This window comes from Rhodopirellula sp. J20-39 (genome assembly GCF_057365095.1).
In genome coordinates, this window is sequence record NZ_CP195123.1 from 630,577 (window position 1) to 644,758 (window position 14,182).

Here is a 14,182-nt window from a genome sequence, read left to right on the forward strand (position 1 = left end):
CGCTTCGATGAAGAGCCTATCGGCTCTTTGTCGCCGATGCGGGCAATGCTCCGGTTTGGAAGCTTTCAACTTGCGACGATACCAACTGGAACGGCTTCAACCGAAGCGTCATGGTACGGATCGCTAGGTTGGCGAGTGGTTTGCCCGTCGGGTCGGTTTGTTGAAAACGAGCTGGGCGTCCGGGAATGCCTTCGATTGTCACCAAGTCTTTCGCGACTGCGTATCCACAACGATCCGCGGTTGCCTGTGACATGCCACGCTCGGTACGACTTCGGAAAACCACGCCACCGGAAGCTTCCACTTCGATTGATGGCGTACCTCGGGTACGGGTTCGTCCCGCGATCTTGAATTTTGGAGTATGCAAGGTTGCGGACGGGTCGATCGAAAGACGAACGCGATCGCAATCCAGCGTCATCTCATCCATCGCCAGATGGTCCATCTCAGTGGCTTCGAAAGTCTGATCGAAGTCCGGCAAAATTCGACGACCGATGCGGACGCCCTTGGTGAATTCGAGCGACTTGGCCATCAGGTCGCCTTGCATTGCCTCTTGGAAAACGAGATGCACACCGGTGATGATCGTTTCGGGGTGTTGGGATCCGGCGAAGCTTGAACGCGTGTCTTCGATCATGCCTTCTAGGTAAACCGAAGCCGAATCGCCGGTGTCGGCGACGGAATCCGTTTTATCGGCGGTGTCAACCTTGCCGCGGATCCAGCCTCGATACGAACCGGGCCCAGGGGCGACGATTTGACCGGACATGGCTGCCTTGGCGGTTCCACCCTGAGTGATCGGCCGCATCGCTACGGCGGATTCGGTTTGACCGGGAATCCAGTTCAAACTGGCGACGGTTAACTCGTGCCGCGACTGGCGGATCCCATCGCCCGCGAATTGGTCCACACGAACGACGACAGGTCGAGTCGTGGTTTGCAACAAAGAAATTTGCGACAGTCGAGTCGCCTGGAACGACGACGGCGTTCGGAAGCTGACCTGGTTTTCCAGCACGAACTGTAGTTCATCACCGTTCATGCGGATTTCGCTGGGTTGGCCATCGTTGACGATCGCAGCTTGCAAATCGACACCGCCGCTAAGTTTGGCAACCTGACCATCAAACGTCATCGAGCCACCAAAGCGACAATGCGGACTTCGGCTCCACCGTGACGCTGATTCACCAGCAGCACCATCGAGTGAAGGTAAGAATTCACTAGGGATCAAGAATTCGCCCGCCGATGGAATCCAGACATAGTTGTCATCGGGACGAACCTGAATTTCAGGACCGATGAAGTAGCCATCACCCAAATCCAATCGAGCTGGTCGATTGGATTGGCTTCCTAGCTGCAATACGTCACTTCCACCGCCATCGCGAATTCGCAAATGGTCACCGGTCAAGACAGCTAGCATTGGCTCGGATGATTTCGCGGTCGCGTTCAGTGCAGCCTTTTTCAGAGTCAATGGATGAGTGACCTCCACGTTTCCCACGACGCTTAGATCGGTCGCTGTCAGTTCACGATCGCCGAAGGTTAGTTTTGCGGTCACTTGGTCGCCACGGATGGTGGCGGGTGGCGATTGGGGCCGACTTGAGTTTGGACGTTGACCCGGTGTGGTCTGGCCCGGTGTAACTTGGCCAGCGGCCGCAGCATTGGCTTCCGGTTGGCTCACCCAGCGCCGAACCGATGAAGGATCTGCCGGTTGATTTCCCGCGGCCAAGGCGGTTGCTGGATGCAGGATCTTCTGTTCAAAGAACAAGTTCATCTGCTGGGTAGCGGCCATCAAGGTGGGTGATCGAACCAGCACATCGCCGATGGCCGAGAAGCGATCGGGGAACCATTGATGTTCGATGGTGCCACCGGCTTGGGACGTTTTGACTGGCTTGATCACACCTTCGATTCGGTCCGTGGTGAATGAACCGCCGTCGGACAACAGGGCCTGAATTCCACCCTCGCACCAGACACCGAAGCGTACATCGATCGCACTGGGCGTGGCGACGTCCAGTGGCGAGACACGCAGGCTATCGAGCCATTGAAACGATTTCAGGACGGAATCCGGGGCGGTGTATTGGACCAGTCCGGCGCCTTCAACTTCGACGGTCCCCAGTTGCTTGGGTTTTTTCGGATCGAAGCGATAGACGATCCGTGATAGCGTGGCACTGAGTTCACCGTTACGGATTTGTACCGCTCGTTGATCGGGGACACTCGTTTGTCGTTGGGATGCGGTGTTGTTTCTTGACGCTGCACTTTGCGTGATGCCTGGCTCGGCGATCAGCCAGCCTTCCACCGGATCCAGCAGCACCTTGCCGGCACTCAGGTCAAAGCCTTGTGATGGCATCGACAAGACCACTGGTGATCCCACCGCTTCGATGCGGTCGATCCAGTCCAGTGCTGTGGACCGCGTGCGATCGGAGTTCAGTGGGTCACGCAGGGTCAGACGCAGCGAATCGCATTCGAATCGTTCGACCTGGTTGCTTGGTTGAGTCGCGGCCAGAGGCGTTGAACGGTTGGCAAAATCGGATGGCAGTCCTAACGCAGTCGGCGCGAGTCCAGCCGGGTTGGGTGAAGTACCAGCGAGTTGATTGTTTGGGGACGGCGTGTGCAGCAGTTTGACGTTTTGATCGAGCAGCAATTGGTCGAGCGCGAAATCGTATTCGATTCGGCCATCGCATTTCACTTGTACAACACCGCGGCTGTCGTCCGGTAGGGCACCGGGCTTGTCCAGCGGTAATGTTAGTTCACGCAAATAGATCAATTCCATACGATCGAGCGAGCGTGAAATGCTGGACTGAGACGATCCGCCGCCCGCTGAGGTTGCCAGATGCAATGTCAGGTCGCGGCCGACCATCATGGCACGGCCCACTTGCATGTGAATCGCTTCGGTTGTCCAGATTTTGCGGCGATCGATCCCGACATTCGCAGTACGGATGTCGAGCGTTTCGTCTGAACTTTGTGCTGCGTTGACCTGATAGATCGATGTGCTGGTCGCATCGCTGACGTCGCTGATTTCATTGGCATTGATGCGGCGGATATGGACCGCGCCCATCAACTGCCCGCGTTGGATGGTGGGCGCAACGCCGCTCATCACATCCAAGGCGGCGCTAAATTCGATGACCGCGCCTTCTTCCGCTTCGATCACGATCGGTTGGCTGTCGCCACCAGCATCGAGCCCGCGTCCGATGACCATCGTGATAGGCCACAATCGCCATTTTTTACCGCCGTCGCGATCGCCTTTGTTTTGTTCCCAGTTTTGGAACAACAACATTCCGTCTTGGGTTTTCAAACGGATGGATCGTCCCCGTTGCCAAGCGTCCGCTGGGTACAGGTCAACGAGCGATTCGTCGTTGTTGGTCAATTCGCGTTTTGCGATTGGGGCGCGCTGCACCTCGGGCGGTTTTAGCCAACGGGCCACCGTCATTTGGTATCCGCCCATCGCGATTGCTAAAACGCTTAAGCCGAACAGATAGTCGCGAATCGAGCCGACCATCAATCTCCTTCCGGCATGACGTGTTGGCTCCACTTTCCGCTTGCTCGAAGCAAACGTTCGACGACTTCGCGTAGCACGCCTTCGCCACCGGCGCTGCGTGTGATCCAGTGTGCCATTTCGCGGGCGTCGGTCGCCGCGTCGTCCGGTGCGACCGCTAAGCCGACCTTTCGCATGACTGGCAAATCGGGCAGGTCATCGCCGATGTAGCAGACTTGTGCCGGGGTGACACCGAAGGACTTCATCATCGTTTGGGCAGTGGTCCATTTGTCGCCCGATGCCTGTGCAATGTTGGTGATGCCCAGTTCTTTTGCGCGATGGGCAACGACGTGGCTTTGGCGGGCGGTGATGATTCCGAAGTGGAAACCGCTTCGCATCCACAGTTTGATACCGAGTCCGTCACGAACGTGAAAGGATTTCAGTTCATGGCGCACGCCATCACTGTCGGCGGCGTAGACGATTCTTCCGTCAGAAAGAACTCCGTCGACGTCCGATAGAATGCAGCGAATCTGACCGGCAATCTCGACATCGGAACGCAAGCGAGCCGATGCGGGCAAGGAAAAAGTCACGACGGGTCTTTCGTTGAAGTCGTATCACCCGAAAACGGAATGATCGCTGGGGATACCAGTGCAGTGCCCGATCGGCGTTTGGTTTCGGGTGGTTCGGGACGGATATCACCAGCAGCAATCAGGTCCGTGATGTCAATCATTCCCAGGGGACGGTTTTGGTCGTCGACGACCGGCAGTTCGCTCAAGTGTCGATCCGAAAGAACCGAGACGGCTTCGCCGAGCAATTGACCGCTTTGCACAACGACCGGTCCACGAGTCATGACATCGGCAATTGCACGATCGAGATCCATTTCTTGTCGCTGTTGAAGCAACTTCACGAGATCGCTGTCGGTGAAGATGCCGGTCAGTTGGTCATCGGCGTCCACTAACATGACGGCGCCGGAGCGACGGTGGGATGACTCGCCACGAATCGCTTCTCGGATCGATAGTGAATCCGACGCGACGCGGCATTGATCGATTGGCCGCATGATGTCGTCCACGCTGGCAAGCTTGCGACCTAACGCACCGCCAGGATGGAATTTGGCAAAGTCGTCGGCGACAAAGCCATGTAACTTAGATGCCAGCATCGCAATTGCGTCGCCAAGAGCGAGCATGACAGTGGTGCTGGAGGTGGGAGCGAGTCCATTGGGGCACGCTTCGGGATGTTTGCCCATGGGGACAACCAGGTCAGCCATTTCAGCCAGCGGGTTGTTTTCGGTCGCCGTGATAGCGATCAATTGGCTGGCTTGATGCTTCAGGTATTGGCACACCCGCACCACTTCTTCGCTGCGTCCGGAATTGGAAAACGCGATCACTACATCGTTCGCCTGCACCCGTCCCAGGTCGCCGTGGATGGCTTCGCTGGGATGCAGAAAGTGGGCCGGGGATCCGGTGCTGGCCAACGTGGCGACGATCTTTTGAGCGATCCAACCTGCTTTGCCGACGCCAGTCAGTACGATGCTACCTTGGCAGTCGGCGATAAGCTGGGCCGCTTCCACGGCCGCACTGGGTGCCTTTTCCGACGCCAATCGAATGGCATCGGCTTCCGCGATCATCGTGTCTCGGATGGTCCGGATGCGTTCAATCTGTGGCAGCGATTCCAAGCTAGAACGCTGATCCGTCTGAAGCTGGGCACCGGATAGGCGCCGAGAGCGTTGGGGTTGGGGCGACACGATGGCATCCATGCTGAGCGTGCGTGAAACGGAATTGAACCGTTTCGCAGGCTACCGAATCGATCGTGTCAGTCGCAAGGTGAGACTCTACCGACCTTCGCGAAGGCGATAACCGAGGAAGTTGTCCAAATCGGGCTCCGCTTCGATCGCTTTGACGGTCTTTTCGATGTCATATTCGACGCGGCGAAATTCTGCGAAATCGCGTTCGGCAATGACATAGCAACTGCGTGGGTCCCCGTCGCGAGGCTGCCCGACGCTACCCACGTTGATCATCATCTTGGAATTGGTGTCTTGCAGCGAGTAGCCCGTTCCGGTTTCAGCGGGCCTTACAAAGCGATGGTCCGACGTGAAAATGCCTGGGACGTGGGTGTGTCCCTGAAAACAGAGATGAGGGACCAGCGAAAACAGCTTTTCCATCTTTTTGACGTTCTGGGTGTCCTCGGGGAACACGTATTCATTCGTTGGCCCACGTGGCGAACCGTGAACGAATAGCCAGTCGTTTTCGCGAACCGTGCGAGGCAATTGGCACAAATAGTCGATCCGGCGGCGGCTGGCCTCGGGATCGTCGCCGACGCGTTCGAGTTGCGTGCGGGTCCAAAAAATGGCCTGCTCGGCGGCAACGTTGAATCCTTCGGGATCAAACAGCGAGCTGCTGTCGTGGTTCCCCAGGACACAAAACGCGAATTCCATTACCTGGTCCAGGCACGCGCAGGGCTCCGGGCCGTAGCCGACAACATCGCCTAAACAAACGATGCGGTCGACCTTTTGGGATTCGATATCCTCTAGGACTGCCGTCAGCGCGGCAAGATTCCCATGAATGTCACTCAAGATGGCCGTGCGATTCAAGGAGCCAATATCCAGAAATAGGGGTTAGTGTCCGCGTTTGAGTCGATCGCCGAGAGCGTTGTCGAGATCGACCTGGTTGTAAATCTTCGATGCTGTCGCTTCAAAATCGTAACTGACCCGGCGGTACGTGACCGTCATCGCGTCCGTATCCAAAATCACGTAGCAGGACTGGTTGTTCTCATCGCGAGGTTGCCCCACGCTGCCCACGTTGATTAGTAGCTTCGCCGGTCCCAACGAATAAGTGTGATTGCATTCATCCGGGTCGATGAATTCACACGAGGTCGTGAAGACGCCCGGCAGGTGGGTGTGCCCCATGAAGCAGTACTGATCAATCTTGCCGAACAGGATTTCCATCTTGCGAGTATCGTAGACGTACTCGGGGAAAACATATTCGTTGGTTGGATCCCGCGGCGAACCATGGACGAACTTGAACTTGTCTTCGTTTAGAAAACGGGGCAGTTCACCTAGGAAATCCCAGCGAGCGTTGACCTGAGCCTGGCTACCGTTGTTGCCGTCGAGTTGATCGCGGGTCCAATAAATGGCTCGCAACGCCATCGGATTGAATCCATCGGGATCGAATAACGCCGCTTGATCATGGTTTCCCAAGATCGTGTTCTTGCAGCGTTTCATTACTAAATCAAGGCATTCACACGGATTGGGCCCATAGCCGATGATATCGCCCAAGCAGTAAATTTCATCAACGCCGATGGCATCAATGTCCGCCAGCACCGCTTGCAGGGCTTCGAGATTCCCGTGGATGTCGCTAATCAACGCTCGCTTCACGGAATTCCTCAAAAGTCAAAACAACAACGGTGGCACAAAATTGAATGGGGATTGTAGCCGTTATGAATTTTATACGACAACCTATGGACAAGATTTCTTGAATATCCGGCCTACTTCGCTTCCGACGCAGTCGTTTTCGGCTACCGAATCGAACGTTCCAGCGGTCGGTTTGGCGATCGAAGTGATTGGACGAGAGGGTTCGATTTCGCTAACCCTTGGGTGCGAAGTGATCCATTGTCATCGGTTATCGGTTGATGGCCGCGCGGCATCTACCTTGATCCCAGCGATCGATCGAATGTTGGATCGAAGTGATTCGGGTGAGTCGCCGGTCCAACCCAGTTTTTTGTCGGTCGCCGTCGGTCCAGGGTCTTTTACTGGGCTACGAATCGCGGTAACGGCCGCGAAAACTCTCGCCTACGCATGGCGGGTACCGGTCGCGACAGTGGATTCTCTTCGCGCGATTGAGTGTGCATGGAGAGCGTCCAAACCAGCGGAAGAAGAAACGAACTCCGGCGAACGGGGCATCCTGGTCGGGCTGGCTGCCTATCGCGGTCAGGTTTATCGGGGGCGGTTTGAGGTTGGCTGTGATCCCGATATCGATTTGATTCCGGCGGAACAGTGGCAAAGCGAGTTGGCCGCAATTGCTCAGAAAAACACGGCGGGCGGAAGCTTAGCCGAGACGGAATTGGGGGCATCCGACCAGAAATCGAATCCGCTGTGGACCTGTACAGGTGACCGGTCGGCTTTCCAACGCAGCGGCATCCCGCTGGATCAACTCGGTTGGGCCGAAGAATCCCAGCCTCGAGCACTGGGTGTGGGAATTTTGGGGGCGGAGAAGTTCCAGAACGGTCAAGTGAGCGACCCGGTCGACGTGGTTCCGGACTACTTTCGGCCGAGCGCGGCGGAGGAGAAGTCGCCGGAATCCTGATTGAGAGCGCCAAGATCTTGCGGCAGGATCGACCGGTGTTGCGTACTGAATGCGAGAATCCCTGTGGATTGTGAACCGGATGGAGGCAATTACCGTATTGCCAGGATCGAATCGAAACGATTTCAGAATTGAGTCTTTAAATGATTCTGTCTCTAAATAGTTCCAAGGGAAGGTTGTTAGAAACCGTCCCTGTCTTTCCAGGCTTCCGTCTCACTTCCCTCTCAATCTAGGTTGGCTTGCCGATGCAAGAAGATTTGATCGGGTATCTGCTGGGTGCTCTCGAACCCGATGAGATGCGACGGGTCGAAGCATGGCTGCAGGAAAGCGAGGAGGCCCGGCAACAATTGGCTGAGCTGGAAGCGGCCCTGGCTGGTCTCGAAGAGCCCGAAGAGACGCCACCACCGCCCGCCGATTTGGTCTCACGCACTTTGGCGTCGTTGCCACCGATGCCGGTTGATCCAAATAATTCGGACCCGCTTGATGATTCAGGCTCGTCTGAATTTGCAGACGATGTTCACGAGCACTTCGATCCGGTGACGGCGGCGACTCACTTCGGGGCCTCGCGTCACGACGTTGCCGGCAGTGTTACCCCGATGTCGCCTGCGCAAGACAGTGGCGGTGGCTCGGACTGGACATGGCGGGACTGGCTCGCGTCGATCACGGCGGCCAGTGTCGTAATCGCAATTGCGTTGCCATCGATGCTAGAAGGTCGTTTTGTTGCTCGCAAGCAAGCGTGCCAGGACAACCTGCGGGAATTGGGAATCGCAATGAACCAGTTCGTGACTCGCAATGCGGAGCATCGCTTGCCCGCGTTGGCTCCGGCTGGATACCAAGCGTTCGCAGGAATGTACGCCCCACGCCTTCGCGAGGCCGGGCTGTTGGACAATGCCGAACAAACACTTTGCCCCTCCCTTCAGCGAGATCAATTCTGGCCAACGACTCAATTTGTCGCTAATCGATCCGGTGCCGAATCGGAACCCGCAGGTGATCGCGAACCTCGGCGCCCGCACGTTGTCACCTTGCGATTGTTGGATGAAGTGGGGCATGAATTGATGGCGATGCAGCCATTGGCCAGCCATGATCCGGCGATGAGTTTGCAAATGACTCGAGCGATCGAAAAGTTGCGTTGGATGCAGACCACAGCGGGCGGTCATTATGCCTACACTTTGGGTGTGCGAGATGGAGACCATTTCACTTCGCCAAGGTTCCAAGGGCGATCCGCCTTCGCGGTCATGAGTGACGCGGCTATTTTGCAGCCCGCCGGCAACTTCCAGGATGCCGGTTCGGAATCTTCGATGAACGCGCAGCCTACGTTGATTAGTCACGGTGGACGAGGCATCAACGTGCTGTACGAAGACGGCCGCGTGGGCTTTTTGCCGAGCACCGCAATGGACCGAATGGTCGATCATCCACTGTTGAACCACGAAGGCCGGATGGAGGCGGGCGTGACGATTGATGACGCATCGCTAGCACCCAGTTGGCAACCACCCTTTATCCGTGCTATCCAACGATAGCGATTCGGACTTTCGGTTCCGTTCGGTATGATGTGCCGGTGAATCTTCCACCGACCCAAACCGATAGCCAACCTGCCGAACTCGCCATCGACGACAACGTCTTTGCCGAACGTTGGCAGCGAGCCGAAGCCATGGTCCAACAGGACTTCGGTCACTCGGGTCTGTTGCCAGCCCAGCGTAAGGTTCTTGACCGAGTCTTTCAGGGCCACAACGTGTTGGCCATCATGCCGACCGGTCACGGCAAGAGTCTGTGTTACCAGTTGCCCAGTCAAGTTTTCGACGGGCTGACGATCGTGGTATCGCCTCTGATTTCTCTGATGAAAGACCAGTGTGACGCGTTGGTCAAAAAAGGAATCAAGGCAGCCCGACTGGACAATTCGATCTCGCATGAAGCGTTCGCTGAGGTTTGGCAGTCGGTGCATGCGGGCGAGACCAAGCTGCTTTATCTGGCCCCGGAACGATTCTTCAACGAGCGGTTCGCTGCTCAGCTTCAGCAGACTCCGGTATCGCTACTGGCCATCGACGAAGCCCATTGCATGAGTCAGTGGGGACACCACTTTCGTCCCGATTACCGCCGATTGCCGGAATTAGTGGAACGGTTTTCGGTTGGCCAAGTTCTGGCGCTGACGGCGACCGCGACCCCGGCGGTGATCAAAGACATTCGCAGTGGCTTTCGAATTGCGACTAAGAATGTCGTGCGTTTGTCGGCCCACCGCAGCAACCTTCGTCTGCGCTGCACCGCGGTAACACCCGATGTTCGCGATGAACTTTTGCTGCAGCGATTGGGTGTGACACCAGGGCAAAAGAAGCGAAAACGCAAACGCAGCACCGGGGCGACTTTGATCTATGTCACCCGGCGCAATACGGCTGAACAGGTTGCGGAATTGCTAACCGAGCACGGTGTCGAAACGCTGGTGTATCACGCCGGCTTGGACCCTAGCCAACGTGACGACGTGCAACGTCAATTCTTGGCGTCGAAGGATGCGGTGTTGGTGGGGACGGTCGCGTTTGGAATGGGCGTCGACAAGCCGGATATCCGGAATGTCATTCACTACAACCCTTCGCAATCCATTGAGGCGTATAGCCAGGAAGTCGGCCGTGGAGGACGCGACGGAAAGGCGTGTCACTGTGAAGTGCTATTGTCCAAGGATGATCAGATCACGTTGGCGAATCTCGCCGCCAGCGACTTGCCAAGTGAAACATCAATGCGGCAGTTGGTTGACCGACTCATCGGACAGCCCGAACGTTTCTATCTGGCGATGGGGAAACTGGGATGGGAAATCAACCTGTCACCGGAGACCGTTGCGACGGCGCTGCTTCGATTGCAAACGGCAGGCTACCTGCGATGTCTATCAATGCGATATGACAAATACCGTGTCACACCGGTTTGGGATCGGTCGACAATCCTGACGAAATGCGACCCGGGGGAACGTCCCGAGGTGGAGGCGATTTTGTCTTCGTTAGCGAAGGGAAAGAAGGGGTTTCGTGTCAACCTGACCGTTACCAGCCAACAGTACAAAATATCGCGGACGCGATTGATCGAGGTGCTCGAACGCGGTGCCATCAACCAGTTGTGGCACGTCACCAGCACCGATTCGATGTCGAGCTACGAATGGGTCAAGCCAATCAAACGGCCGCGAGCTGTCGCAAATTTGTTGTGCAAGGACGCTCATCAACGGTTCCAACAAAGCCTCGAACGAATCAATCAACTGATGTCGTTTCTGGCCTGTGAAGCTTGCTTGTCGATTCAATTGGCGGGGCACTTTGGTCACCGTCGTACCCGCCCCTGCGGACGCTGTAGTTTCTGTTTGGGTGAAGGCCCGATCGAAACGTCGCTGGCGATATCTGACGCGAACGATGTGGTGTCGATTGGAACATCGGCCATGAGTGTTCTGGACCGAATCAAGGATCAGTATCCCGATGTGTTCGGCGACCCCGTAGACCAAGCGAAATTCTTATGTGGACTGTCGACCCCTTCCTTCCGCCGGTATCGAATCTATCGAGATCCCGGGTATGGTATGTGTGATCAGGTGCCGATCACGCGAGTTTTGGCGGCGATCTCCCCTTCGAACGAGATAGAAAAACAACCATGATTACGATCATCGACTACCAAATGGGGAACCTTCGAAGCGTCCAAAAAGCCGTTGAACGGGCGGGCGTCGAAGCAACCATCACCAGCGATCCCCAGCAAATTGCGGCTGCGGAAAAGCTGATTTTGCCCGGCGTGGGCGCATTCGGCGATGCCATCGCTGAAATCCGTAGCCGAGATTTAGAAGCCCCCATCAAGGACTACTTGGCGGCGGACCGGCCGTTCTTGGGCATTTGTTTGGGGCTGCAAATGCTGTTCGAAACTGGCTTCGAGCACGGTCAACATGAAGGGCTAGGTGTGATCGGCGGCGACGTGGCTCGCTTCGAACTGCCGGCCCAGTACAAGATCCCGCACATGGGGTGGAATACAGTCCAGCCAGGACCAGCGGGGATGGATTTAGGGATCGAGTCCGACACCTACTTCTATTTCGTGCACTCGTTTTATGTCCGGCCGACGGATCCCAACGTGGTCGCGCTAACGTGTGACTACGGTGGCGAGTTCTGCGCCGCGATTCGTCGAGGGAACTTGTTCGCGACCCAATTCCATCCTGAAAAAAGCCAGCAAGCCGGCCTGCAACTCGTTCAACGGTTTGCCAACGGCAGCTTGCTCGATTCGCCCCAATCTTCCACTGCATCCAGTTCCGAATCCACAACATGAATCAGCCTGAACCGACCACCTCGACGCCGACTGGCGATGCGAACCCAGTTGGCGAGGCCAACTCGTCCAAAGACACTGGCGCGCCGAAGGATAGCAGCGGCACGGCCGCAACCACGCCGCCATCGCATCGACTTACCACTTCGGATGATCGATTGTCGGTCGCCTTCCATTGGCGGAAAGATCGCTATGACCATGTCATCGCTTGGATGCAAGGTTCCAACAACTTTTCGCTGTTCCGCAGCATCAACGGTTCAGCGAACGAAGATTGGCCGGCATCGCCCGCAATCCAGCAATTGTCGACCGAAACAATTGATGATCGCGTGACCATCCTTGGTGTCGGCTGCAGCGGTACGAATCACTACAGTGTCAGTGTGCAGGCGGTTGAAAACGAAGTGGGCGTCCCTGTGATCCAGTTCGATTGGGCTGTGCGTCTGTCCAAAGAACTCGAAAACGATGAAGCTGTCGCGGCCTGCGAAGCTTGGTTGGGAACAACCTACCAAGCTGCCAGCGGTCGCAAGAAACCACCAGCTACAGCGTCCTGTCGTTTTATGGCGGCCGAGGGTGTGACACTTGTCAGAACAAAAGCGGACGGCTCATCACTTTGTCGTTTGTCGCCACCATCGATCACAGGCGTCAAGACGATCCAGTGGTCCTATCAGATCGCCTAAGTCGTTGGCATGACCAATCAAAATCAACGCTTACGGTGAGTTTGCGTTCAGCGTTTTGATGATCAATGGACGAGCCACGACCGGATCGCTGGAAACGGCGATCCAGTCTTCTGGTGATTTCATAAGCGATTGATCGTCGTGGATGATCAGCAGCGGTTGTCCCTTTTCTACGCGGTCACTGATGCTGACCAAGATGCGGACGCCGACGCGGTGATTGAGCTTTTCGCCACCACGCCGTCGACCGCCGCCCGCCATAATGATTGCGTCCCCGATCGCCGGGCAATCAATCTCGGAGACCCAACCATCGGATGCGGCGGTGATCTCGCGGGCGCGTTCGAGCGGCAACGGTACGCCAGATGACGCCAGTCGCCCGCCTTGGGCGATCACCATTTGTTCGAAGACTTCGTAGGCTCGTCCGTCGTCGATCAACCCGCTGAGCAACCGTTTGCCCGCGTCGAAGTCGGACACAAGTTCCACTTCCACCAAGGTGTGGGCGGCGAGCTCGATCGTGAGTTCGCGGACAGCGTCCACCTTTTTGTTGCCTGGTTTATTTTGCAGGATGGCGATCGTTTCGTTCACTTCGATCGCGTTCCCCACCGCTTCGCCGAGCGGTTGATCCATGTCGGATAAAACCGCCGTCGTGGGAAGTTCGGATTTTCCCGCGACGTCAACAATTCGCGACGCGAGGGTTTCGGCTTCCTGAAGCGTTGGCATGAATCCGCCGGTGCCGACTTTCACATCCATAACGAGTGCATCGAGTGACGCGGCTAACTTCTTGCTAAGAATACTGGCAGTGATCAGACCTACCGATTCCACTGTCCCGGTCACATCACGTAATGCGTAAAGGGAACGGTCCGCCGGAGCGATGGATTCGTCCGCACCTACGATGAACGCCCCGACGTCACGCAGCACCGCTGAGGATTGCTCGATCGAAAGCGATGTCTGAAAGCCGTCGATCGCTTCCAGCTTATCGAGGGTGCCGCCGGTTCGGCCGAGTCCGCGCCCGCTGATCATGGGCACGTCACAGCCTGCTGCGGACAACAGAGGTGCCAATATTAGAGACACTTTGTCGCCCAGGCCTCCGGTGCTGTGCTTGTCGACTCGCGGTCGATCGGTCACCCGCGGCAGACGAGATCCACTGGCCAGCATTTCTGCCGTCAGGTGGGCTGTTTCACGATCTGAAAGACCGCGAATGCAAATCGCCATCGCCATCGCGGCCATTTGCTCGCGTGAAACTGAGCCATCGCAAAAGCCCTCAATCAGTTCTTTCCATTGATGAGCGTTCAGTTCACCGCCATCACGTTTTTGTCGGATCAAATTGGTGCAAAGCATGGTTGGGCTTGACAGTGGAGGCGTAAAAAGGCGATTGCTCGGTTTTGATGTCGCAGATCTTGAGTCCTTTTCGGAAATTTCAAAAGAAAACGATCCGGTGCTATTTTCCTTGAGCCTACATCGTCGCACGAGCCATTGGTGTTCGGCCCATTGTTGCACAATGTTCCGAGATGCGTGCT

General features: G+C 56.5%; 11 protein-coding genes. 5 read left to right on the plus strand and 6 right to left on the minus strand.

What is annotated here, in order from left to right:
• Window positions 1–16 precede the first annotated feature (16 nt).
• The 5 genes from ACR3ZL_RS02115 to ACR3ZL_RS02135 all read right to left on the minus strand — a co-directional run bounded on the left by ACR3ZL_RS02115 (window position 17) and on the right by ACR3ZL_RS02135 (window position 6,815).
• Window positions 17–3,469 carry a hypothetical protein gene (locus ACR3ZL_RS02115; protein ID WP_486173177.1) on the minus strand — a complete coding sequence of 1,151 codons (3,453 nt, stop codon included), beginning with the start codon at window positions 3,467–3,469 and terminating at the stop codon, window positions 17–19.
• Window positions 3,469–4,035, minus strand: coding sequence for a KdsC family phosphatase (locus ACR3ZL_RS02120; protein WP_473649532.1), 567 nt, complete (start codon window positions 4,033–4,035; stop codon window positions 3,469–3,471). The genes ACR3ZL_RS02115 and ACR3ZL_RS02120 overlap by 1 nt, the downstream gene beginning before the upstream one ends.
• Complete coding sequence (locus tag ACR3ZL_RS02125; RefSeq protein ID WP_473649531.1) at window positions 4,032–5,186, minus strand: KpsF/GutQ family sugar-phosphate isomerase; 1,155 nt, start codon at window positions 5,184–5,186, stop codon at window positions 4,032–4,034. The genes ACR3ZL_RS02120 and ACR3ZL_RS02125 overlap by 4 nt, the downstream gene beginning before the upstream one ends.
• A gap of 87 nt (window positions 5,187–5,273) precedes the next feature.
• Window positions 5,274–6,032, minus strand: coding sequence for a metallophosphoesterase family protein (locus ACR3ZL_RS02130; RefSeq protein ID WP_473649530.1), 759 nt, complete (start codon window positions 6,030–6,032; stop codon window positions 5,274–5,276).
• Between the two features lie 24 nt (window positions 6,033–6,056).
• Window positions 6,057–6,815, minus strand: coding sequence for a metallophosphoesterase family protein (locus ACR3ZL_RS02135; RefSeq protein WP_473649529.1), 759 nt, complete (start codon window positions 6,813–6,815; stop codon window positions 6,057–6,059).
• Window positions 6,816–6,912: 97 nt separating this feature from the next.
• Between ACR3ZL_RS02135 and tsaB the strand changes: the two genes are divergently transcribed.
• The 5 genes from tsaB (at window position 6,913) to ACR3ZL_RS02160 (ending at window position 12,671) form a co-directional block, all read left to right on the plus strand.
• The gene (tsaB, locus tag ACR3ZL_RS02140) at window positions 6,913–7,743 is read left to right on the plus strand and encodes a tRNA (adenosine(37)-N6)-threonylcarbamoyltransferase complex dimerization subunit type 1 TsaB (protein WP_473649528.1); all 831 of its coding nucleotides are present in this window, start codon (window positions 6,913–6,915) and stop codon (window positions 7,741–7,743) included.
• A 242-nt stretch (window positions 7,744–7,985) separates the two neighbouring features.
• A complete protein-coding gene (locus ACR3ZL_RS02145) occupies window positions 7,986–9,257 on the plus strand; it encodes a hypothetical protein (RefSeq protein ID WP_486173178.1) in 1,272 nt (423 codons plus the stop codon).
• A 38-nt stretch (window positions 9,258–9,295) separates the two neighbouring features.
• The gene (locus ACR3ZL_RS02150; protein ID WP_473649525.1) at window positions 9,296–11,350 is read left to right on the plus strand and encodes a RecQ family ATP-dependent DNA helicase; all 2,055 of its coding nucleotides are present in this window, start codon (window positions 9,296–9,298) and stop codon (window positions 11,348–11,350) included.
• Window positions 11,347–12,003, plus strand: coding sequence for an imidazole glycerol phosphate synthase subunit HisH (hisH, locus tag ACR3ZL_RS02155; protein WP_486173179.1), 657 nt, complete (start codon window positions 11,347–11,349; stop codon window positions 12,001–12,003). Before ACR3ZL_RS02150 ends, hisH begins: the two co-directional genes overlap by 4 nt.
• Window positions 12,000–12,671 (plus strand): hypothetical protein, encoded by a 672-nt coding sequence (locus tag ACR3ZL_RS02160; protein WP_473649524.1) that lies wholly within the window; start codon window positions 12,000–12,002, stop codon window positions 12,669–12,671. The genes hisH and ACR3ZL_RS02160 overlap by 4 nt, the downstream gene beginning before the upstream one ends.
• A 30-nt stretch (window positions 12,672–12,701) precedes the next feature.
• Here ACR3ZL_RS02160 and ACR3ZL_RS02165 read toward each other — a convergent pair whose 3' ends face one another.
• Window positions 12,702–14,003, minus strand: a complete 1,302-nt coding sequence (locus tag ACR3ZL_RS02165; RefSeq protein ID WP_473649523.1) for a thymidine phosphorylase — start codon at window positions 14,001–14,003, stop codon at window positions 12,702–12,704.
• Window positions 14,004–14,182 lie beyond the last annotated feature (179 nt).